Origin of the sequence: Rhodocyclus tenuis, from assembly GCF_014197755.1 — a bacterium.
Classification (GTDB): Bacteria; Pseudomonadota; Gammaproteobacteria; order Burkholderiales; family Rhodocyclaceae; genus Rhodocyclus; species Rhodocyclus tenuis.
Genome location: NZ_JACIGE010000007.1, coordinates 101,506 through 122,965 on the forward strand (window position 1 = coordinate 101,506; position 21,460 = coordinate 122,965).

21 protein-coding genes and 1 tRNA gene are annotated in these 21,460 nt (G+C 67.9%); 12 read left to right on the forward strand and 10 right to left on the reverse strand.

Annotated elements, in window-relative coordinates; all coding sequences use genetic code 11:
• The first annotated feature begins 54 nt into the window (after nucleotides 1–54).
• The 4 genes from cphA (at nucleotide 55) to GGD90_RS10635 (ending at nucleotide 4,845) form a co-directional block, all read left to right on the forward strand.
• Nucleotides 55–2,628, forward strand: coding sequence for a cyanophycin synthetase (cphA, locus tag GGD90_RS10620; protein ID WP_153116725.1), 2,574 nt, complete (start codon nucleotides 55–57; stop codon nucleotides 2,626–2,628).
• 13 nt (nucleotides 2,629–2,641) lie between these two features.
• Nucleotides 2,642–3,709, forward strand: a complete 1,068-nt coding sequence (locus GGD90_RS10625) for an SCO family protein (protein WP_184415102.1) — start codon at nucleotides 2,642–2,644, stop codon at nucleotides 3,707–3,709.
• 39 nt (nucleotides 3,710–3,748) lie between these two features.
• Nucleotides 3,749–4,291 carry a copper chaperone PCu(A)C gene (locus tag GGD90_RS10630; protein WP_153116727.1) on the forward strand — a complete coding sequence of 181 codons (543 nt, stop codon included), beginning with the start codon at nucleotides 3,749–3,751 and terminating at the stop codon, nucleotides 4,289–4,291.
• A gap of 71 nt (nucleotides 4,292–4,362) precedes the next feature.
• Nucleotides 4,363–4,845, forward strand: a complete 483-nt coding sequence (locus GGD90_RS10635) for a copper chaperone PCu(A)C (protein ID WP_153116728.1) — start codon at nucleotides 4,363–4,365, stop codon at nucleotides 4,843–4,845.
• Nucleotides 4,846–4,862: 17 nt separating this feature from the next.
• Here the strand turns inward: GGD90_RS10635 and GGD90_RS10640 are convergent, their stop codons facing one another.
• Together GGD90_RS10640 and GGD90_RS10645 are read right to left on the reverse strand one after the other, a co-directional pair.
• Entirely contained in the window at nucleotides 4,863–5,792 is a 930-nt protein-coding gene (locus GGD90_RS10640) for a 1,4-dihydroxy-2-naphthoate polyprenyltransferase (RefSeq protein WP_267904060.1), read from the reverse strand.
• Nucleotides 5,793–5,909: 117 nt separating this feature from the next.
• A tRNA-Leu gene (locus GGD90_RS10645) sits at nucleotides 5,910–5,994 on the reverse strand.
• A 233-nt stretch (nucleotides 5,995–6,227) separates the two neighbouring features.
• Between GGD90_RS10645 and queA the strand changes: the two genes are divergently transcribed.
• Both queA and tgt read left to right on the forward strand, forming a co-directional pair.
• On the forward strand, nucleotides 6,228–7,421 hold the full coding sequence (queA, locus tag GGD90_RS10650) for a tRNA preQ1(34) S-adenosylmethionine ribosyltransferase-isomerase QueA (RefSeq protein WP_153116730.1): 1,194 nt from the start codon (nucleotides 6,228–6,230) through the stop codon (nucleotides 7,419–7,421).
• On the forward strand, nucleotides 7,411–8,541 hold the full coding sequence (gene tgt / locus GGD90_RS10655) for a tRNA guanosine(34) transglycosylase Tgt (RefSeq protein WP_153116731.1): 1,131 nt from the start codon (nucleotides 7,411–7,413) through the stop codon (nucleotides 8,539–8,541). The genes queA and tgt overlap by 11 nt, the downstream gene beginning before the upstream one ends.
• Before the next feature lie 72 nt (nucleotides 8,542–8,613).
• Here tgt and GGD90_RS10660 read toward each other — a convergent pair whose 3' ends face one another.
• From GGD90_RS10660 to GGD90_RS10690, 7 genes are all read right to left on the reverse strand, one after another.
• The gene (locus GGD90_RS10660) at nucleotides 8,614–9,891 is read right to left on the reverse strand and encodes an EAL and HDOD domain-containing protein (RefSeq protein WP_153116732.1); all 1,278 of its coding nucleotides are present in this window, start codon (nucleotides 9,889–9,891) and stop codon (nucleotides 8,614–8,616) included.
• Between the two features lie 51 nt (nucleotides 9,892–9,942).
• Nucleotides 9,943–11,343 (reverse strand): phosphomannomutase/phosphoglucomutase, encoded by a 1,401-nt coding sequence (locus tag GGD90_RS10665; protein WP_153116733.1) that lies wholly within the window; start codon nucleotides 11,341–11,343, stop codon nucleotides 9,943–9,945.
• Entirely contained in the window at nucleotides 11,340–12,347 is a 1,008-nt protein-coding gene (locus tag GGD90_RS10670; RefSeq protein ID WP_228273723.1) for a hydrolase, read from the reverse strand. The genes GGD90_RS10665 and GGD90_RS10670 overlap by 4 nt, the downstream gene beginning before the upstream one ends.
• 89 nt (nucleotides 12,348–12,436) lie before the next feature.
• Complete coding sequence (locus GGD90_RS10675) at nucleotides 12,437–12,898, reverse strand: YybH family protein (protein ID WP_153116735.1); 462 nt, start codon at nucleotides 12,896–12,898, stop codon at nucleotides 12,437–12,439.
• Nucleotides 12,895–14,070 (reverse strand): lipopolysaccharide heptosyltransferase II, encoded by a 1,176-nt coding sequence (waaF, locus tag GGD90_RS10680; RefSeq protein WP_228273724.1) that lies wholly within the window; start codon nucleotides 14,068–14,070, stop codon nucleotides 12,895–12,897. Before waaF ends, GGD90_RS10675 begins: the two co-directional genes overlap by 4 nt.
• Before the next feature lie 28 nt (nucleotides 14,071–14,098).
• Complete coding sequence (locus tag GGD90_RS18035) at nucleotides 14,099–14,266, reverse strand: zinc-finger domain-containing protein (protein WP_228273730.1); 168 nt, start codon at nucleotides 14,264–14,266, stop codon at nucleotides 14,099–14,101.
• 101 nt (nucleotides 14,267–14,367) lie between these two features.
• Nucleotides 14,368–15,288: a branched-chain amino acid transaminase gene (locus tag GGD90_RS10690; protein ID WP_153116737.1), complete on the reverse strand. Its 921-nt coding sequence runs from the start codon at nucleotides 15,286–15,288 to the stop codon at nucleotides 14,368–14,370.
• A 106-nt stretch (nucleotides 15,289–15,394) separates the two neighbouring features.
• On the opposite strand from GGD90_RS10690, the gene GGD90_RS10695 reads away from it, so the two are divergent.
• The 6 genes from GGD90_RS10695 to GGD90_RS10720 are packed head-to-tail and all read left to right on the forward strand — an operon-like array spanning nucleotide 15,395 to nucleotide 20,672.
• Complete coding sequence (locus tag GGD90_RS10695; protein WP_153116738.1) at nucleotides 15,395–15,841, forward strand: NUDIX hydrolase; 447 nt, start codon at nucleotides 15,395–15,397, stop codon at nucleotides 15,839–15,841.
• Nucleotides 15,838–16,434 carry a hypothetical protein gene (locus tag GGD90_RS10700; protein ID WP_153116739.1) on the forward strand — a complete coding sequence of 199 codons (597 nt, stop codon included), beginning with the start codon at nucleotides 15,838–15,840 and terminating at the stop codon, nucleotides 16,432–16,434. The genes GGD90_RS10695 and GGD90_RS10700 overlap by 4 nt, the downstream gene beginning before the upstream one ends.
• Nucleotides 16,424–17,578 carry a tRNA 2-thiouridine(34) synthase MnmA gene (gene mnmA, locus GGD90_RS10705; RefSeq protein ID WP_153116740.1) on the forward strand — a complete coding sequence of 385 codons (1,155 nt, stop codon included), beginning with the start codon at nucleotides 16,424–16,426 and terminating at the stop codon, nucleotides 17,576–17,578. Before GGD90_RS10700 ends, mnmA begins: the two co-directional genes overlap by 11 nt.
• A gap of 32 nt (nucleotides 17,579–17,610) precedes the next feature.
• Nucleotides 17,611–18,567 (forward strand): lysylphosphatidylglycerol synthase transmembrane domain-containing protein, encoded by a 957-nt coding sequence (locus GGD90_RS10710; RefSeq protein ID WP_221227736.1) that lies wholly within the window; start codon nucleotides 17,611–17,613, stop codon nucleotides 18,565–18,567.
• A gap of 35 nt (nucleotides 18,568–18,602) precedes the next feature.
• Nucleotides 18,603–19,901 carry an FAD-binding oxidoreductase gene (locus GGD90_RS10715; RefSeq protein ID WP_153116741.1) on the forward strand — a complete coding sequence of 433 codons (1,299 nt, stop codon included), beginning with the start codon at nucleotides 18,603–18,605 and terminating at the stop codon, nucleotides 19,899–19,901.
• Between the two features lie 33 nt (nucleotides 19,902–19,934).
• Complete coding sequence (locus tag GGD90_RS10720) at nucleotides 19,935–20,672, forward strand: SDR family oxidoreductase (protein ID WP_153116742.1); 738 nt, start codon at nucleotides 19,935–19,937, stop codon at nucleotides 20,670–20,672.
• 95 nt (nucleotides 20,673–20,767) lie between these two features.
• On the opposite strand, the gene GGD90_RS10725 is transcribed toward GGD90_RS10720, so the two are convergent.
• A complete protein-coding gene (locus tag GGD90_RS10725; protein WP_153116743.1) occupies nucleotides 20,768–21,376 on the reverse strand; it encodes a glutathione S-transferase in 609 nt (202 codons plus the stop codon).
• Nucleotides 21,377–21,460: the final 84 nt, after the last annotated feature.

Genomic DNA, 21,460 nt, shown 5'->3' on the forward strand with positions numbered 1-21,460 from the left:
CGGCGCCGCAGCCCTGCCGGCGGCGCCCCTTTTCGAGCCTGAGGAAGAGCGTTCATGGAAGTTTCCCGCATCCGCGCGCTGCGCGGTCCCAACCTGTGGAGCCGGCACACGGCAATCGAAGGCATCGTCTCGTGCAGCGAAGAGGAACGCAGCCTCGCGCAATTGCCCGGTTTTGAAACCCGGCTACGCGAACGTTTTCCCGAGATCGCACTGCTGCAACCGTCGAGCCAGCAGGAAACCGTGGCCATGGCGCACGCGCTCGAATTCGCCGCGCTCGGTCTGCAGGCGCAGGCCGGTTGCCCGGTGACCTTCAGCCGCACGACGGCGACGATCGAAGCCGGCATCTATCAGGTGGTCGTCGAATACAGCGAGGAAGCCGTCGGCCGCCTGGCTTTCGACCTCGCGCTCGAACTGTGTCGCGCCGCCGCTGCCGATACGCCCTTCGATCTCGACGACGCGCTGGCACGCCTGCGCGAGCTTGACGAAGACATCCGCCTCGGCCCGAGCACCGGTTCGATCGTCTATGCCGGCGTCGCCCGCGGCATCCCCTTCCGCCGCCTGACCGAGGGCAGCCTGGTGCAGTTCGGCTGGGGCAGCAAGCAGCGGCGCATCCAGGCCGCCGAAACCGACGGCACCAGCGCCGTTGCCGAAGCGATCGCGCAGGACAAGGATCTGACCAAGATGCTGCTGCGCGCCGCCGGCGTGCCGGTACCGACCGGCCGCCCGGTCGATGACGCCGCCGACGCCTGGGTCGCCGCACAGGAAATCGGCGGCGCCGTCGTCGTCAAGCCGCAGGACGGCAATCAGGGCAAGGGCATTTCGGTCAACCTGACGACGCGCGAACAGGTCGAAGCCGCCTACGCCATTGCCGCCGAAGTCAGCGACGAGGTGCTGGTCGAACGCTATCTGCCGGGTCACGACTACCGCGCGCTGGTCATCGGCAGCAAGCTCGTTGCCGTGGCGCGTCGCGAGCCACCGCAGGTGGTCGGCGACGGCGTGCAATCGGTGCGCGAACTCGTCGACCAGGTCAACCGCGACCCACGTCGCGGCAGCGGTCACGCCACTTCGCTGACCAAGATCCGCTTCGACGACATCGCGCTGGCGCGGCTCGCCGAACAGGGAATGAGCGCCGACACGGTACCGGCGCGCGGTGTGCGCGTCGTCCTGCGCAACAACGCCAACCTGTCGACCGGCGGTACCGCCACCGACGTCACCGACGATGTCCATCCCGAATTCGCGTCACGCGCCGTCGCCGCAGCAAAGACCATCGGTCTCGACATCTGCGGTATCGACATCGTCTGCGAAAACGTGCTGCGCCCGCTCGAAGACCAGGGCGGCGGCATCGTCGAAGTGAACGCCGCGCCGGGCCTGCGCATGCACCTGCAGCCCTCGTACGGCAAGGGCCGCGCCGTCGGCGAGGCGATCATCGGCAACATGTTCGCCGACGGCGACAACGCACGCATTCCGGTCGTTGCCGTCGCCGGCACCAACGGCAAGACGACGACGGTGCGCCTGATCGCCCACCTGATGGCGCAACGCGGCTGGCGCATGGGAATGACCACCACCGACGGCGTCATCATCAACGGCCGGCTGATCGACACCGGCGACTGCAGCGGCCCGAAGAGCGCGCGCAACGTGCTCATGCACCCTGATGTCGATGCCGCCGTTTTCGAGACGGCGCGTGGCGGCGTACTGCGCGAGGGACTCGGCTTCGACCGCTGCAACGTCGCCGTCGTCACCAACATCGGCAAGGGCGACCACCTCGGCCTCTCCTACATCAGCACGGTCGAGGACCTGTCGGTGGTCAAGCGCGTGATCGTGCAGAACGTGACTCCCGATACCGGCGTCGCCGTGCTCAATGCCGCCGACCCGATGGTCGCGGCGATGGCCGAAGCCTGCCCGGGCACCGTCACCTTCTTCGCCGCCGACCGCAACCTGCCGGTGATGGCCAAGCATCGCGCACAGGGCCGCCGTGCCGTCTGGCTTGATGGCGACGCCATCGTCAGTTGCGAACAGCGACGCGAAGAGCGCTACCTGCTCGCCGCCATCCCGCTCACCGCCGGTGGCACGCTCGGCTTCCAGATCGAAAACACGATGGCGGCAATCGCCGCCGCGCGCGCCATCGGCCTTGAGCCGGCGCTGATCCGCCAGGGCCTGCAGACCTTCGTCAGCGATGTCGACACCGCGCCGGGCCGTTTCAACGTCTTCCAGTACCGCGGCGCGACGCTGATCGCCGACTATGGCCACAACCCCGACGCCATCGCCGCGCTGGTCCGCGCCATCGACACCATGCCGGCGCAAAAGCGCTCGGTGGTTATCAGCGGCGCCGGCGACCGGCGCGACGAGGACATCCGTCAGCAGACCGAAATCCTAGGCGACGCCTTCGACGAGGTCATCCTTTACCAGGATCAGTGCCAGCGCGGTCGCGCCGACGGCGAGGTGCTGGCGCTGCTGCGCGAAGGCCTCATCAACGCGCGGCGGACGAGCAAGGTGCTTGAGCTGCGCGGCGAATTCCTTGCCATCGACACGGCGCTGGCCGCGCTGAATCCCGGCGACCTGTGCCTGATCCTGATCGACCAGGTCGATGAAGCGCTGGCGCATATCGCCCGCCGCATCAGCGAGGCTTGAGCCGCCGCAGCCGATGAAAAGGAACGCACTGAGCGATGCCGCGCTGGCGGTGGCGCTGGTTGCCCTCGTCGGCGGCGGCGCCTGGCTCGCGCCGCAGCTGCTCAAGGGTGATGCAGCGCCCGACAAGCTGCCGACGCCGGCCTGCGACATCAACGCCGCCAGCTGCCGCGTCGCACTGCCCGACGGCGGCAGCGTCGAACTGTCGATCACGCCGCGGCCGATCCCGACGCTGACGCCGCTCGCCGTCACCGCCGACGTCAGCGGCAGCAGCATGCGCGCGCTGGCGCTCGACCTTGCCGGTGTCGACATGGACATGGGGCCGAACCGGGCAGCGCTCGTTCCCTTGCCCGACCAGCCCGAGCGTTTTTCCGGCAGCACACAGCTGCCGATCTGCAGCACCGGCCAGATGCTGTGGCAGGCAACGCTGCAACTCGCGGACGCGCGCGGCGGGCGTCACGATGTCGCCTTCCGCTTCACCCCCGACGGCGAAGCCTGCGCGCCGGAAGACGCGGCGGCGGCCGCCGCAACGCCCGCGGCGACAGGCGCTGGCACCGCCGGCAGCAAGACGGCGGTCCCGGCAACGGACCTCGCCCCGCAGCCCACCGACTTCACGCTGAGCAGCGCCGACGGCCCGGTCTCGCTACGCGACTTCCGTGGCAAGCTGGTCCTGCTCTACTTCGGTTACACCTTCTGCCCCGACGTCTGCCCGACCGCGCTGACGACGCTGGCGCAGGCGATGAAACAGCTTTCGCCCGAAGAGAAACGGCGCGTGCAGGTGATCTTCGTCAGCGTCGATCCACCGCGCGATACGCCGCAGCACCTCAAGGAATACCTCGCCTTCTTTGACCCCGCTTTCGTCGGCGTCACCGGCAGCGCCGCCGAGATCGCCGCCGCCGCGCGTTCCTGGGGCGTCTATTACGCGGCGCAAGCACCGGACGCCAGTGGCCGCTATAGTATCGACCACAGCGCCTTCACCGCGCTGGTCGCCAGCAACGGCAAACTGGTGATGCGCCTGCCACATGCCAGCACACCCGCCGATATCGCCGTGCGCCTGCGCGCGCTGCTCAACCAACCGCGCTAGATAGGCCCCCGAAACACTCAAACCACGAAAGGAACTCGCATGCGCACCGTTCGCCAAAGCCGCTCACCGTTCGCCCGACTCATCCCCGGACTGCTCGCCCTCGCGCTGCCCTGTGCCTTCGCCAGCCTGCCGGCGCAGGCGGCCGACGACGCTGCGCATGCGCAGCATGCCAGTGGCGCGACGATCAGCGTCGTCGATCCCTACGTCCGCCTGTCGCCGCCGGCGGCCGTGGCAACGGGCGCCTTCATGGTCTTGCGCAACGACAGCGACAGCCCGCGCCGCCTGGTCCGTGCCGAAAGCACTGCGGCCAAGACCGTCGAACTGCATAACCACATCGACGAGAACGGCGTGATGAAGATGCGCGCGGTCAAGGACATCGAGATTCCGGCAAAAGGCAGCGCAACGCTCAAGCCGGGCAGCTACCACGTGATGCTGATCGACCTGACGGCCCCCCTGAAGGAAGGTGAGCGCCTGCCGATCACCCTGCGCTTCGACGATGGCAGCACGCAAACCATTGCGGCGCCGGTACGCAGCATCGCCTCGACCATGGCGCCGATGCCGCACGGCAACATGCAGCACTGAAGCAAGACCAGGGCGCGGTGACGGGAATCCGTCGCCACGCCGCTGCTGGCAGTTCACTCCGGATAAAAGCGATGCCTCCCCTGTCCCGCCTGCTCGCCCTGATTTTTCCCCTCGCGCTGGCCGCTGTCACGCCGGCAACACAAGCCTTCGAGGGAGCGGTGGACGTCGTCGCCCCCTACGTTCGCCTGGTCGCGCCACCGGCCACGACGACCAGCGCTTACATGATCCTGCACAACACCTCGGCCGAAATGCGGCGGCTGGTACGCGCCGAAAGTCCACTGGCGAAGGCGGTCGAACTGCACACGCAGGGCAGCGACAAGAGCGTGATGAAGATGCGGCCGATCAGGGAAATCGTCATCCCGGCACGGGGTGAAGTGGCGCTCAAGCCGGGCGGCCATCACCTGATGCTGATCGATCTCGAGGGACCTTTGAGGGAAGGCGATGCCGTGCCACTGATACTCCGCTTCGACGACGGCAGCGAACTGCGCCTGGCGGCGCCGCTACGCGCCGGCGTAACGAGTGCGGCAGCCACAGGCGACGCAACGCCACGCTGAGCGACGCAGCGCATCGTTCAGACAGCGAGCGCGGCAGCGAGCAGAAAGCAGAAGACGAGCTGCAGCTGCGCCGTACGCGCCAGCAGCTCGTTGAATGCCGGTCCGCTCGTTTCGCGCCGGAAACGGGCGACCTGCAGCAGCACCGGCGGCAGGACCAGCAGTGGCAGCGCCAGCGACCAGCCACGCTCGAGCAGCACGGCAAGCAGCGGCAGGAGCGCGAAGGGAACGAGCATTTCCAGCGCGTAAACCACGCCGGCGCCACGCCGACCGACGGCGACAGCGAGCGTGTGTTTGCCGACGCGCGCGTCGGTGTCGACGTCGCGCGTGTTATTGACGGTGATCACGCCAGCGGCAAGCAGCCCGACCATCGAGGCGGCGACGAATACCGCGGCATCGAAGCTGTAAGTCTGCAGGTAATAGCTGCCGCCGACGGCGACGACGCCGAAGAATATCCACACGAACAACTCGCCGAAGGGCGAATAGGCAATCGGCCGCGGACCGCCGGTATAGGCCCAGCCGGCGAACAGCGAAGCAAGACCGATGACGACGATTGGCCAGCCGCTGTGCCAGACGAGATAGACGCCGAAGTTGAACGCCAGCGCGAAAGCAAGCCAGGCGCCACGGCGCACGGCCACGGGCGACAGCCAGCCCATGGCGGTGGCGCGCGGCGGACCGATACGCTCGGGCGTATCGGCGCCGCGCTCGAAATCGGCGACATCGTTGTGCAGATTGGTGCCGATCTGGATCAGCATCGCCGCCAGCAGCGCGATCAGCGCCGGCAGCAGCAGCAGGCTCTGCGTCTGCGACCAGGCGACGGCACTGCCGACGATGACCGGCGCCGCCGACACCGTCAGCGTCTTCGGCCGCATCGCCAGCCACCAGCACGCGGCTACGGAAGGACGGATAGCGTCCGACCGGAAGCGGGAGGCAGTGGCGGCGTCCGGCAAGCGGCGGGTAGCGGGTGGCGTGATAGAATTCAAGTCTTTTCGAGACGCAGCCACGTTCCTTGCCGACGCTCCGAGTGTGGTTCGGAGGCAATCAAAGCGATGTGCCGTCCGGAAAGGTGGTGCCCCGAGCCAGAGTCGAACTGGCACGCCTTGCGGCGGCGGATTTTGAATCCGCTGCGTCTACCGATTCCGCCATCGGGGCCACGGCACACTGGGAGCGCGCCGGGAAGCGGATTATCCTTGATTCGCCGGCCAGCGACAAGCGAACGATCCGGAGCGGAAAGTGGAACGGAAAGCGCCGGCAAAATGCCGCCAGCGCGGTCGCTCCGATCGGCAGCGTGAACGAATTCGCCCCGCCCCCTGCAACCTGCAACGCAATGCCGCGGCCTCGCCGTAGAGCGCAAGCCGGATCTCCCCTCAACGCCCATCCACTCAATGCTCACCGTCGACGATTTTGATTTTCCGCTGCCGCCCGAACTGATCGCGCAGCACCCCAGTCCGCAGCGCCGCGCCAGCCGCCTGCTGCACCTCGCCGGAGAAACCCGTACCGACCGCCACTTCGCCGAACTGCCGGCGCTGATCGCGCCCGGCGACCTGCTCGTCTTCAACGACACGCGCGTCATCCGCGCGCGCCTCTTCGGCGTCAAGGAGTCGGGCGGCCGCGTCGAGGTGATGATCGAACGCGTGCTCGACGCGCACCGCGCGCAGGCGCAGGTGCGCGCGTCGAAGTCACCCAAACCGGGCAACCGGCTGCTGCTGGAGAACGCCTTCGGCGTGCGCGTCCTCGGCCGCTGCGGCGCCAACGACGAGTTCTTCGAGCTTGAGCTGGCCGGTGGCGCCAATGCCAACAATGCCAACGATGCCGACTGGTGGTCGCTGCTCGACGCGCACGGCCGCCTGCCCTTGCCGCCGTACATCACGCACCCGGCAGAAGCCGCCGACGACACGCGCTACCAGACGGTGTTCGCGCGCCACCCCGGAGCGGTCGCCGCGCCGACCGCCGGCCTGCATTTCGACGAAGCGCTGCTCGACGAGCTGCGCGCGCAGGGCGTCGACATCGCTTTCCTGACGCTACACGTCGGCGCCGGCACCTTCCAGCCGGTGCGCGTCGAGCGCATCGACGAGCACCGCATGCACCACGAGCGCTACGCGATCCCGGCGGCGACGCTCGCCGCCATCGCTGCAACGCGCGCGCGCGGCGGTCGCGTCGTCGCCGTCGGCACGACCAGCCTGCGCGCGCTCGAAGCCGCGGCGGCGGCCGGCGCCTTCGCGGTGCCACTGGCCACAGCCGCTGATGCCACAACAGGTGCTGACACCGCCAGCACCAGCCGGCACGGCGACATCGCCGGCGACACCGACATCTTCATCACGCCGGGCTACCGTTTCCGCGTCGTCGACCGCCTGCTCACCAACTTCCACCTGCCGAAGTCGACGCTGCTGATGCTCGTCTCGGCCTTTGCCGGTTTCGACAACATCCGCGCCGCCTACGCGCACGCCGTCGCCGAGCACTACCGCTTCTTCAGCTACGGCGACGCGATGCTGCTCGAACGCACGCCCGACGCCGCTTTCCCGAACGACACCCCGAACACCACTCCACCGCCCGCCCCGGAATCCACGCATGCACTTTGACCTGATCACCACCGACGGCGCCGCGCGCCGTGGCCGCCTGACGCTCGCCCACGGCGAGGTCGACACCCCCGCCTTCATGCCGGTCGGCACCTACGGCACGGTCAAGGCGATGACGCCGCGCGACCTCGCCGCCACCGGCGCACAGATCTGCCTCGGCAACACCTTCCACCTGTGGCTGCGCCCCGGGCTCGAGGTCATCGGCGCGCACGGCGGCCTGCACCGCTTCATGAACTGGGACGGGCCGATCCTCACCGACTCGGGCGGCTTCCAGGTCTTCTCCTTAGGCGCCTTGCGCAAGATCAGCGAGGAAGGCGTGCGCTTCTCGTCGCCGATCAACGGCGACAAGCTGTTCCTGACGCCCGAGGAGTCGATGCGCATCCAGCACGTGCTCAACTCCGACGTGGTGATGATCTTCGACGAATGCACGCCCTACCCGGCCGACCATCGGCAGGCGGCGGAGTCGATGCGTCTCTCGCTGCGCTGGGCGCAGCGTTCGCGCAGCGCGCACAACGCGCTCGGCAACGCCAACGCGCTGTTCGGCATCGTCCAGGGCGGCATGTACGAGGACTTGCGCGACGAGTCGCTGGCGGGCCTCACCGGTATCGGCTTCGACGGCTACGCCATCGGCGGCCTCTCGGTTGGCGAGCCGAAGGAAGACATGACGCGCATCCTCGCGCACACGGCACCCCGGCTACCGCAGGACCGGCCGCGCTACCTGATGGGCGTCGGAACGCCCGAGGACCTGGTCGCCGCAGTGTCCGCCGGCATCGACATGTTCGACTGCGTCATGCCGACGCGCAACGCGCGCAACGGTCACCTGTTCACGCGCTTTGGCGACGTCCGTCTGAAGAACGCGCGGCACAAGAACGACCTAGCGCCGCTCGACACCTCGTGCGACTGCTACACCTGCCGCAACTTCAGCCGCGCCTACCTGCACCACCTCAACCGCTGCGGCGAAATCCTCGGCGCGCAGCTATGCACGCTGCACAACCTGCACTACTACCAGACGCTGATGCGCGAGTTGCGCGAAGCCATCGCCGCCGGCCGGCTCGCCACGCACATCGCGCAGTTCCATAGCGACCGCGCGCGTGAAGAAAAGGCGTCAGGCGCGAACGGCTGAGCAGGCGGTCCGCAGTCAGCCCGCTCTGCCAGCCCGGTATACCAACCGCGTCTGCCCGCTATCAAGCAGGCTTCATTGAATCGTTGAATCGACGCCGAGGCTGTTGGCCCAGGCCAGCGCCTGCGCCAGCGCCAGATTGACGTCGCGCGGGCGTAAGCCCGGCAGGCGGCGCAAGGCCGTCTCGACCGCCGCGACTTCGCCGCCCTCGATCGCCTCGGTCAGTTCGAGCATCGTGCCGAGCGCGCCATCGCCAGCGGACAAGGCTTGCGCGACGGCCAAGGGCACCGGCAGCTGTTCGAGAATCTCGGTCATCGCCACGCTAAGCAGCGTCGGCATCAGCGACATGATGCCGACAAGGAAGGCCTGATCGGCCAGCTCACGTTTTCCCGGCGACGATTTCTCGGCGAGCAGTTCCATCAGCCGGCCGCGCGTCGCCGCCAGCTGCATCAGCGGACTGACGGCGTGCTCACCACCTTTCGGATTGGTGTAGAGCAGGAGCTGCAGCCAGCGTTGCAGTTGCCGCCGGCCGAGCACGGCGATGGCGTGGCGCAGCGAGGCAATGCGTACGCTCATGCCGCTGCCGACCGAATTGGTCAGGCGCAGCAGATTCACCGTCAGCCCTGGCTCAAGCTTGAACGCTCGCTCGATCTCGCTGGTGTCGGCGTCTTCCATGAGCAGCGCGAGCAGGCGCAGCAGCGTCACGTGCGAAGGGCTCAGGCGCTTGCCGGCGATGATCGTTGGCTTGGCAAAGAAATAGCCCTGAAAGAGCTCGAAGCCAAGACTGCGGCAGAACTCCATCTGCTGCGCGGTCTCGACCTTTTCGGCGAGCAGTTTCTTGCCCAGCGGCTTCAGTTGTAGCACCAGCGCACGCAACTCTGCCGGCGACAACTGCATCACATCGACCTTGATGATCTCGGCGAGCTCGAGCAGCGGACGATAGCTCGCGTCGGCGCGGATCACGTCGTCGACGGCGAGCGTGAAGCCGAGCGCGCGCAGATGCTGGCAACGCGCGAGAACGGCTTCGCTCGGTTCGACCGTCTCCAGAATTTCCAGGACGACCGCCTGCTGCGGCAGCATCTCGATCACATCACTGAAAAGAAAGTCGTGGTCGACGTTGATGTAACCGCGATACGGGCCGAGCGCATCGCCGACGCCAAATTCGGTGAAGGCGTTGGCAATCACCGTTGCCGTCGCCTGCGTTGCGTCGGCAACCTCGGCGCCGCCGGCCAAACCACCACTCCGAAACAGCAGTTCGTAAGCGCTCAGCTGCTGGTCGCGACCGAGAATCGGTTGCCGGCCGAGAAAAAGCTCGGTGTTGTCGGCATCCGGTGGGTTGGCAGCTTCACTCATGGCAGACCTTTCAGGGAAAGGGATCAGCGGAATCGCCGGCAGCGCTTTCGTTCAGAACGGCAAATCAAGCTGCGGCCGGAGCGCGCGCAGCACACGACCAAAATCTCTCTGGATGCGCGCCAGCGCCTCGCCATTATCGGCCTCGAAGCGCAGCACGAGCACCGGCGTCGTATTCGACGGCCGCGCCAGCCCGAAGCCGTCGGCGTACTCGACGCGCAGGCCGTCGATGCTGATGATCTCGAGCGCGCCATCGAAGCGCGCGCTGCGCTTGAGTTCGTCAACCAAGGTGAAGGGTTCGCCCTCGGCCATCGCGATGTTGATCTCGGGCGTCGACGCCGAATCGGGCAAAGCCTTGAGCGGCGCGCTGGCGTCGGCGGCGCGCGACAGGATCTCAAGCAGGCGAGCGCCGGCGTAGAGGCCGTCGTCGAAGCCGTACCAGCGCTCCTGGAAGAAGACATGGCCGCTCATCTCACCAGCGAGCGGCGCGCCGGTTGCGCGCAGCTTGGCCTTGAGCAGCGCGTGCCCGGTATTCCACATCAGCGGTTCGCCACCATGTTCGCGGATCCATGGCGCCAGCCGGCGCGTGCACTTCACGTCGTAGATGATCTGCGCGCCGGGGCAGCGCGCGAGCACGTCGGCGGCGAAGAGCATCAGCTGACGATCGGGATAGATGATCTCGCCGTCGCGAGTGACGACGCCAAGGCGGTCACCGTCGCCGTCGAAGGCCAGCCCGACCTCGGCATCGCCGGCAGCCAGCGCGGCGATCAGGTCCTGCAGGTTCTCGGGTTTCGACGGATCGGGGTGGTGATTCGGAAAATGGCCGTCGACCTCGCAGAATAACGGCGTCACCGCACAGCCGAGGCGGCGGAACAGTTCCGGCGCCAGCGCGCCGGCGACACCGTTGCCGCAGTCGATCGCCACTTTCAGCGGCCGCGCCAGCTTCACGTCACCGACGATGCGCTCGAGGTAGGCGGCGCTGACGTCGGCGTGGCGCAGACGGCCGTGGCCGCTCAAAAGCGGCCCGGCGTCGGCGCACCGGCGCAGATCCTGGATCGCCTCGCCGTAGAGCGTTTCGCCGCCAACGACCAGCTTCAGGCCGTTGTAGTCGGGCGGATTATGGCTGCCGGTGACCGAGACGCAGCTGTGGCAGCCAAGTTCATACGCGGCGAAGTAGGTCACCGGCGTCGGCACGCAACCGATGTCGACGACGTCGACGCCGGCGGCACAGATTCCCTCGGCGAGCGCGCCGGCGAGTTCGGGGCCGGACAGGCGGCCGTCGCGGCCGACAGCGATCGTCGTCTGCCCGCGCTCGCGCGCCAGCGAGCCAAGCGCCTGGCCGATGCGCCGCACGATGTCGGCGGTGAGCGTCCGGCCGACGATGCCGCGGATGTCGTAGGCCTTGAATATCTCGGGCGGCAATTGCGCCGGTGAGGGAGTCTGCGCGTGCGTCATTGACCGGTTCCAGCAGAGAAGAAATGCAGGATGCGTCGCGGCAGCCAGTCGAGCCGGCCCGGCAGGCCGCCGCTGACGAAACCGACATGCCCGCCCTCGCGCGGGAAATCGAGGCGCAGCGAGGACGCCACCGCGGCCGGCACGGGCAGGACGCCAGGCGGCATGAAGGGATCGTTCTGCGCGTTGATGAGCAAGGCCGGCAAGCGGATCGCCGGCAGCCACGGCTTGGCCGAGGCGCGCCGCCAGTAGTCCTCGACACCAGTGAAACCATGTAGCGGCGCGGTGAACAAATCGTCGAACTCGTACAGCGTTGTTGCCGCGGCCAGCCGGCGGGCGTCGACCAGGCCGGGGAAACGGCGCAACTTCTCGGCGGCGTTGGCTTTCATCGTATTCAGGAAATGCCGCGTATAGACACGGTTGAAACCGCGCCCGAGATGATGGCCGCAAGCGGCGAGATCAAGCGGTGCGCTGACGGCAACGAGCGCGGCAATGCGTTGCGCGGCGACGTCGCCGCGCTCACCCGCCCACTTGAGCAAGGCATTGCCGCCGAGCGAGACACCGACGGCGAACAGGCGCCGTCCCGGAAAGCGCTCGCCGACGCGCGCCAGAATCCAGTCGATCTCGTCGGCGTCGCCCGAGTGGTAGGCGCGTGGCAGGCGGTTCGGCTCGCCCGAACAACCGCGGAAATGCGGCACGACGCCGCCCCAGCCGATACTCTTCAGCGCGCCGAGCAGAGCCGTTGCGTACGGGCTGTCGGCGCTGCCTTCGAGACCGTGGAAGAGAACGAGCAAGGGTGGCAGCGCAGATGCGGCCGGCGTGCCAAAGCAAGTCTGCAAGGTCTGGCTGTCGGCGGACTGCTGCGGCAAAACGGCGTCGCCGGCTGCGTCGCACCAGTCGAGGTCAATGAAATCGCCATCAGGCGTATCCCAGCGCTCGCGCCGGCGCGCTGGCGACGGCGGCGCGATGAGCAGCGGGTAGATGGTCTGCGCATGTGCGCCGGGCAACCAGCTCGGCGCCCGGTACGGCGGAGGCGGATCACGAAATAGCGGCGGCAAATCGCCGCCCGGGCCCGACAGAACGCCAGCGCGCTGCGTCAATGCAGGACCCGCGGTACGCCGCCGTCGTCGATCTCGTTGCCGTCGTCGCTTTCGGGCAGTTCGGCGGCGGCCGAGGCGTGATGCGCAAGCAGCCGCCAGCCGTTGGCGCCGCGCTGGAAGACGTTGGTCGCCAGCACGCGGCTTTTCGGGCTCGGATCGTTGCCCGAGTAGAAGGTCTCGACGACGTGGTGCACCGCCAGCAGCAGACTATTCCAGCAGACGGACTGCGAGATGCGCACGCTGATGCGCGGGTTGGCGGCGAACAGCGCGCGCCAGCGTTCGCTGATCGCGCTCGCGCCGACCAGCCGTCGGCCGTCGGGCAGCACGCAGACGATTTCCTCGTCGTCGGCCCACAGGGCCATCAGACCTTCGAGGTCACTGCGCGCGATCGCCTCGTAGAAAGCGGTCTCGACGTCCTCGGGACGTGCCAGCGCCGGGCTTGCGCTGAGCGGACTCATGCCGGCCGGCCTGGTGGCGTCGCCATCGCGGCGGCGACGGAGGCGGAGTCGACAGCGGCATCCGGGCTTGCGTCGGCAGCAGCGAGACACGCCGCCAGCACACGCCCAACGTCGAGGCGATTGAGACAATCGAGGTGGCCGAGCGGACATTCGCGCTTGAAGCACGGGCTGCATTCGAGGCCAAGGCTGAGCACCGTCGCCCGTGGCGAAAGCGGCGGCGTGAACCCCGGCGACGATGAACCGTAAAGCGCCACCAGCGGCCGGCCAAGCGCGGCGGCGACGTGCATCAGCCCTGAGTCGTTGCAGACGACGAGGTCGGCGAGCGCGATCAGGTCGATCGCCTGCGTCAGCGAGGTCAGTCCGCAGAGGTTGCGCAGCAGGTCAGCGCCCGCCGCCTGGACTGTTTCGCCAGCGGCGGCGATCACCGCCTCGCCGGTGGCGTGGTCCTTGGCCGAGCCGAGCAGCCAGACGGTGTAACCGCGCGCCACGAGTTCACCGGCCAGTTGTGCAAAATGCGCCGCCGGCCAGCGCTTGGCCGGGCCGTATTCGGCGCCAGGGCAGAAAACCGCGAGGCGTGCCGGGCGATCGAGGCCGCTCGCCGCCAGCGTCGCCACCTGCTGCGCTGGCGAGGATTCGAGACGCGGCAGCGGCAGCGGGCGCGGCAGCGGCGCGCCGGGCGCTTCGGCCAGTTGCGCGAAGCGCTCGGCCATCTGCGGCAGCGCCTGTTCGTCGAGCGTGTGCCGGCGATTGAGCAGGACGAGGCGCGATTCGCCGGTGAAGCCGATGCGTTGCGGGATGCCGGCAAAGAAAGGCACCAGCGCCGACTTCAGTGAGTTGGGCAGCACATACGCCAGATCGTAGCCGCGGCCGTCGTTGCCGGCAGCAAGCTGGCGGCCGAGACGGCGGCGCGCACCGAGGTCGAGCTGGCCATGCGCAAAAGGGTTGTCGATGACGCGGCGGATCTGCGGCATGCGCTCGAGCACCGGTGCCGTCCAGCGCGGCGCCAGGGCGTCGATGACGAGATCGGGATGGCGTTCCTTGAGGCGGACGAACAGTGGTTGCGCCAGCACCGTGTCGCCGATCCACGCCGGCGCGACGACCAGCGCGGCACGCTGGCCGCGGCTGCGAGTACCGTCATCGGCGGAAAGAATGGGTTCGACTGCTGCGTTCACGTCTGCCTCCCGACGCCGACGCAGCGCCTCAATGATGTTTCGGCGCTTCGCCCGCGAACAGGTAGTGGGCGCTGCAGTAAGGACAGACCACCTCGCCGGTGGTCGTCACGTCGAGATAGACGCGCGGATGCCGCGCCCACAGGGGCGCATCGGGACGCGGACAGAACAGCGGCAGATCGCCGGCGCCGAGATGCACGACGCGCTCGGAATCGACCGCCGAGCGGACCGCCGCCGGCGTCGCTGCCGACGGATTGTCAGGGGTGTCCCGGCGGCTCATCGCGGCGTCTCCCGGCGGTCTCAGACGTAGGCCAGCCAGCCTTCGTGCGCCGGCACGCGGCCATTGACGCAGTCGAAGAACAGCGTTTGCAGGCGCTCGGTGATCGGGCCGCGACAGCCGGCGCCGATCTGGCGGTTATCGACTTCGCGGATCGGCGTCACTTCGGCGGCGGTGCCGGTGAAGAACACTTCGTCGGCGCAGTAGACCTCGTCGCGCGTGATGCGCTTCTCGATCACCGGGATGCCCAGCTCGCCGGCGAGTTCGATCACCGACGCACGCGTGATGCCTTCGAGGCAGGAGGTCAGATCCGGCGTGTACAGCTTGCCCGCCTTGACGATGAAGATGTTCTCGCCGGCGCCCTCGGCAACGTAGCCGTCGACGTCGAGCAGGATCGCTTCGTCGTAACCGTCGGTGGCAACTTCCTGGTGCGCGAGGATCGAGTTGGTGTAGGTGGCGACCGACTTGGCGCGGCACATGTTCACGTTCACGTGGTGGCGCGTGAACGACGAGGTCTTGACGCGGATACCCTTCTGCATGCCTTCGGCGCCGAGGTAGGCACCCCACGGCCAGGCGGCGATGGCGACGTGCACCGACAGCGTCGACGCGGCGATGCCCATCGCTTCGGAACCGTAAAAGACGATCGGACGGATGTAGCAGGATTCAAGCGCATTGGCGCGAACGACTTCCTTCTGCGCTTCCATCAGCGTTTCGCGGTCGTACGGCATCTTCATCTGGAAGATCTTCGCCGAGTTGAGCAGGCGATCGGTGTGTTCGCTGAGACGGAAGATCGCAGTGCCCTTTTCGGCCTTGTAGGCGCGGACGCCCTCGAAGCAACCCATGCCGTAATGCAGGGTATGGGTCAGGACGTGAGTCGTTGCCTCGCGCCAGGGCCGCAGTGCGCCGTCTTGCCAGATGAAACCGTCGCGATCCGCCATCGACATCTTTTTTCTCCGTTAGCCGCAAAAAATCGAGGCGCAAATTCTAGCCGATTTCGCCCCCCCGTTGGCGGTAAAATGTCCGTTTTCCCTTGCAGACAAGCCATTCAGCATGATCTGGAAACCCCATGTCACCGTCGCCGCGGTGGTCGAGCGCGACGGAAAATTCCTGCTCGTCGAGGAAGAAACCGACGAAGGCATCCGCTACAACCAGCCTGCCGGCCACCTCGAATGCGGCGAATCGCTGCTCGAAGCAGCGGTACGCGAAGCGCGTGAAGAGACGCGTTACGACTTCGCGCCGCGCGCGCTGGTCGGCGTCTACAACTGGCGCCATCCGACGAAAGACATCACCTACCTGCGCTTCGCCTTCGCCGGCGAGGTCGTCGGTTTCGACCCGGAACGCGCGCTTGATGAGGGCATCATCGCCGCGCACTGGTTCTCGCTCGACGAAGTGCGCGCGCTCGCCGACCGCCATCGCAGCCCGCTGATCCTGCAGTGCATCGAGGACTGGCTTGCCGGACGCCGTTACCCGCTGGAACTGCTGACGCATTACGCATGAAGCTGCCGGCCGCGCTTGTCCTCGCCCTGCTCGTGCTCGCCGGCGGCGTCGACGGCGCGCTGGCTGGCGACGCGGTGTCGGTCTGCTACAACTACGGCTGCCTTGTGCAGGGCGACGTCGTTTTCAGCAACGGCGAACTGAGGCGCGTGCGCGCGCTGCTCGGCGATGCGCAAAGTCCGGTGCACGAACGCGCGCTGCTCGGCGTTGCCGTCGGCTGGATGCTCGGCTGGGCCGGCCAGCGCCTGCCGATCAACGCCGACCGCGCCGGCAACCTCGCCGACGAAGGCGTCGATGGACGCATGGACTGCATCGACCATTCGACGACGACGACGCGCCTGTTGCGTCTGCTCGAAGCTCGCGGCTGGCTGCGCTTCCACCGTGTGCTCGAACCGGTGCAGCGCACGCGTGGACTGATCTTTGATCACTTTTCGGCGCAGATCGAAGAGAAGGCGGCCGACAACAGCGCGCCGGCAGATGAAGAAGTGCTGGCGCGACGCTACGTCGTCGACAGCTGGTATGTGGATAACGGCCAGCCGGCGCCGGTACTGGCCTTGCAGCGCTGGCAATCAGGAGATGGACCCGATGACGATTGATTCACAACGCGTAGACGGCATTGACGCCGGCGACGGCCGGACGGTGGTCGTCGGCCTCTCCGGCGGCGTCGATTCGTCGGTGGCGGCACTGCTGTTGAAGCAACGCGGCTGGCGCGTCGTCGGCGTGTTCATGAAGAACTGGGAAGACGACGACGACGAGGAATACTGCTCGTCGCGGCAGGACCTGATCGACGTAATGAGCATCGCCGACCGCATCGGCATCGACGTCGAAGTGGTCAACTTCGCCGCCGAATACAAGGAACGCGTCTTCGCCGAATTCCTGCGCGAATACGCCGCTGGGCGCACGCCGAACCCGGACGTGCTGTGCAACTCGGAAATCAAGTTCCGCGCCTTCCTCGAGCACGCGCTGGCGCTCGGCGCCGACAAGATCGCCACCGGCCATTACGCCGGCGTTCGCCCCGACCCCGCCGGCAGCGGCCGCGTGCAGCTGCTCAAGGCCGAGGACGGTTCGAAGGACCAGAGCTACTTCCTGCACCGGCTCAATCAGGCGCAGCTGGCGCGCACGCTGTTCCCGCTGGCCGACCTGTACAAGCGCGAAGTGCGCCGCATCGCCGCCGACGCAGGCCTGCACGTCGCGGTGAAGAAGGACTCGACCGGCATCTGCTTCATCGGCGAGCGGCCGTTCAAGGAATTCCTGATGCGCTACCTGCCGCCACAGCCGGGCGAAATCCGCGCACTCGACGACGATCGCGTCGTCGGCCAGCACGACGGGCTCACCTACCACACCATCGGCCAGCGCAAGGGGCTGCACATCGGCGGCCGCAAGGACGGCAAGGGTGCGGCCAGCGGCGAGCACGAAGCCTGGTTCGTCGCCGCCAAGGACATCGCGAAGAACATCCTCTACGTGGTGCAGGGGCACGATCATCCGGCGCTGCAGAAACTCGCCATCGAGGTCGAACAGCTGTCCTGGGTGGCCGGCGAAGCGCCGCACCCGGCCTGGGTGTATACCGCGAAGACGCGCTACCGCCAGCCCGACGCGCCGTGCAGCATCGAGCGCATCGATCCGGCTGACAACGCGCGCTGCACGCTCGCCTTCGCCGAAGCGCAGTGGGCGGTGACGCCCGGCCAGTCGGCGGTGCTCTACGAAAGCCGCGTCTGCCTCGGCGGCGGCGTCATCGTTTGAAACCGTCGGGCGTGCCGACAAGCACGAGCCTCGTGGCAGCCCCGGCCGAGGAGACGCCTGCCACGACGGCACGCCGCCTGCCCTTGCGCGCCGTGCTCGCCAGCGTCGCGCTGGCGGCGCTCGGCTATCTCGCGCTGTCGCTGTGGGCCGGCTGGCGCGAGGTGGCCGCCGGCATCGCCGCGGTCGGCCCGGCGGTACTCGCCGGACTGCTCGCACTGTCGCTCGCCAACTACCTGCTGCGCTTCGTTCGCTGGAGCCGTTACCTGAGCCTGCTCGAAGCGCCGGTGCCGTGGCGAATCAATCTCGCCGCCTATTTCGCCGGTTTCGCGCTGACGACGACGCCGGGCAAGCTCGGCGAGACGCTGCGCTCGGCGCTGCTCAAGCCGCATGGCGTACCACCGGCGGCGAGCCTCGCCGCCTTCTTCGCCGAACGCGCCAGCGACCTGCTGTCGATCATCGTGCTTGCCTCGATCGGCCTGTGGTCCTACCCGCCGGCACGGCCGGCCGTTGGCGCCGGGCTGGCGCTGGTCGTCGTCGCGCTGCTCGTCGTGCAATCGACCCGGCTGATCGCCGCCATCGACCGCCGCGCCGCCGCCAGCCCGCACAAGTGGGCGGCGCTCATCGTCAAGCTGTGCGAGATCGTGCTGCATTTCCGCCGCTGCTTCACCCTGCCGGCGATGAGCATGGGGCTGGCGCTCGGCGTCGTCGCCTGGCTTGCCGAAGGCGTCGGCTTCTGGTGGCTGCTCGACGCGCTCGGCCAGCCGCTGCCGCTCAGCGAAGCCGTCTTCATCTACGCCTTCGCCATGCTCATCGGCGGCCTCTCCTTCCTGCCCGGTGGACTCGGTGGCAGCGAGGCGGTGATGATCGGCCTGCTGACGCTGCACGGCCTGCCGGAAGCAGGCGCGGTGACGGCGACGCTGATCTGCCGGCTGGCAACGCTATGGTTCGCCGTCGCCCTCGGCGCCGGCTTTCTCGCGCGTCAGCGCTGAAGGCGCATTGTCAAAATGGCGGGAATGAGCAAGCAATGGCACTGAACGCCTGGGGACGCCTGCCGGTGGCGCCGGCGGCCCGGGAACTGCGGCGCAGCGAGCGCGCGGCGCCGCTGCCGGCGGTCGACGGCAGCCTGCTCGCCTTCGGCAACGGGCGCAGCTACGGCGACGTCTGCCTGAACAGCGGCGGCACGCTGCTCGCCACGCGCGGCTGCGACCGTTTCATCGACTTCCGCGTCGAGGCCGACGGCAGCGCGACGCTCGCCTGCGACGCCGGCGTGCTGCTTGCCGACATCATCGACGTCTTCCTGCCGCGCGGCTGGTTCCTGCCGGTGACGCCGGGAACGCGTTTCGTCACCGTCGGCGGCGCCATCGCCAACGACGTGCATGGCAAGAACCATCACCGTGCCGGCAGTTTCGGCAATCATCTCCGCGCCTGCGAGCTGCTGCGCTCGGACGGCTCGCGCCGGCGCTGCGCACCGGACGAGAACGCGGAACTGTTCGCCGCCACCATCGGCGGCCTCGGCCTGACCGGGCTGATCGTCTCGGCCGAGATCGCGCTGCGCCGCGTCGACAGCGCCGCGCTGACGGTGGAAAACACGCGTTTTCACGGCCTCGACGAGTTCTTTGCGCTCAACGCCGCCGCCGAAGCCGCGCACGAATACGCGGTGGCGTGGATCGACTGCCTCGCCCGCCGGCCGCGCGGCATCTTCATGGCTGCCGACCATGCGCCAGCCGGCTGCGTGGCAAAGGCGCCGGGCGCGGCCAGGCGCGCGCCGTTCACGCCGCCGCTGTCGCCACTGAACAAGCTGACGCTCGCCGCCTTCAACGCCGCCTATTACCACAAGCCGCTGCCGGCGCACGCGACGACGCATCTGCTGCCCTACTTCTACCCGCTTGACGGCATCCTCGACTGGAACCGGCTGTACGGTAAGCGCGGTTTCTACCAGTACCAGTGCGTCGTGCCGAGGAGCGCCGCCAGCGCGATCGACGAAATGCTGCGCGCCATCGCCGCCAGCGGCCAGGGCTCGCTGCTCGCCGTGCTGAAGACCTTCGGCAACGTCGCCTCGCCCGGCCTGCTCTCGTTTCCGATGCCGGGAATCACGCTGGCGCTCGACTTTCCCGAGCGCGGCGCCGCCACGGCGGCGCTCTTTGCACGCCTCGACGCAATCGTCGCCGCCGCCGGCGGCCGCCTCTACCCGGCCAAGGACGCGCGCATGCCGGCAGCGCTGTTCGGCGCCGGCTATCCGCGCCTCGAAGAATTCTCGCGCCACGTCGACCCGAAGTTCTCGTCGAACTTCTGGCGGCGCGTCAGCGCAGCGCTGCCGGCCTGAAGCGGCGAGCGCGGGCACTCACGGAGAAGATTGATGCAGAAAATCCTGATCATCGGCGCCACCTCGGCGATCGCCGAAGCGACGGCAAGGCGCTGGGCGGCGCGCGGCGACGCGCTCTTTCTCGTTGCCCGCGACGCGACACGCCTCGACGCCAGCGCCGCCGACCTGCGCGTGCGCGGCGCCGCCAGCGTTGCCTGCCAGGTCATGGACGCGACCGATCTTGACGCGCACGCGGCGATGCTCGACGCGGCACTTGCCGGACTCGGCGGCCTCGACGTCGCGCTGATCGCGCACGGCACGCTGCCCGAGCAGAAAGCCTGCGAGGCTTCGGTCGAAGAGACGCTCGCCGCCATCGCGGTCAATGGCACCTCGGTCGTGGCGCTGGCGACACTGATCGGGAACCTCCTGGAACAGCAGAAAAGCGGCGTTCTGGCGGTGATCGGCTCGGTCGCCGGCGACCGCGGCCGGCAGAGCAACTACGTCTACGGCACGGCCAAGGGCATGGTCGACATCTTCATGCAGGGCCTGCGCCACCGGCTGGCAAAGAGCGGCGCGCAGGCGCTGACGATCAAGCCCGGCTTCGTCGACACGCCGATGACCAGCAACTTCCCGAAGGGTGCGCTGTGGGCACAGCCCGACGACATCGCGCGCGGCATCGTCCAGGCTGTCGACGCGCGCCGCGACGTCGCCTATCTGCCCGGATTCTGGCGACTGATCATGCTGGTGATCCGCCACATCCCCGAGAAGATATTCAAGAAGACCTCGCTCTAGGTGGCGCGGCGGCGACAGCCGCAGAAGGACAAGAAAAAAGGCCGCGATGCGGCCTTTTTCATCGGTACGGCGAACGGCGCCGCCTGCTGCAGCAACTACTCGCGCGGCACCGTCTCGGCGAAGCTCGGCCGCTGCATCAGCTTGTCGTAGAGACGACCGAGATTGGGATGCTGCTCACGCCAGTCGATTTCGGGGAAACGGAAAGCCAGATAGCCGAGCGTGCAGCCGGTGGTGATGTCGGCGAGCGAGAAGTGCGTCCCCATGCAGAAAGCGTCCTCGCCGAGCTGCTCGGACAGGAAAGCGAGTCCGCGCGTGATTTTCTCTTCCTGACGGGCAATCCAGTTGGCGTCCTGCGCACGTGCCGGGCGCTTGCGCTCGAGGAAGATCAGCGCCGCCGCGTCGGCAACGCCGTCGGCCAGGGCTTCCCAGCGCTTGACCTCGGTGCGCTCGCGGTTGGGTGCCGGCATCAGCTTGTTGTTCGGCGTGACGTTGTCGAGATACTCGACGATCACGCGCGAGTCGAAGAGAACCGTCTCGTCGTCAAGGACCAGCGCAGGAATCTTGCCCAGCGGATTGAGTTCGGCGACGCGGTTACCCGGCACCCACGGCGACTCGAGTGCAAAATCGACCTCGATCTTCTTTTCGGCGAGAACGATACGCACCTTGCGCGAGAATGGACTGGTCAGCGATCCGATGAGCTTCATTGGTTTCCTGGATTGTTTGGGCGGGCGGATTATAGCATCGCCATCGGCAGCCGATTTCCGGGGGCTGTGGCGCCACCAGGTTCG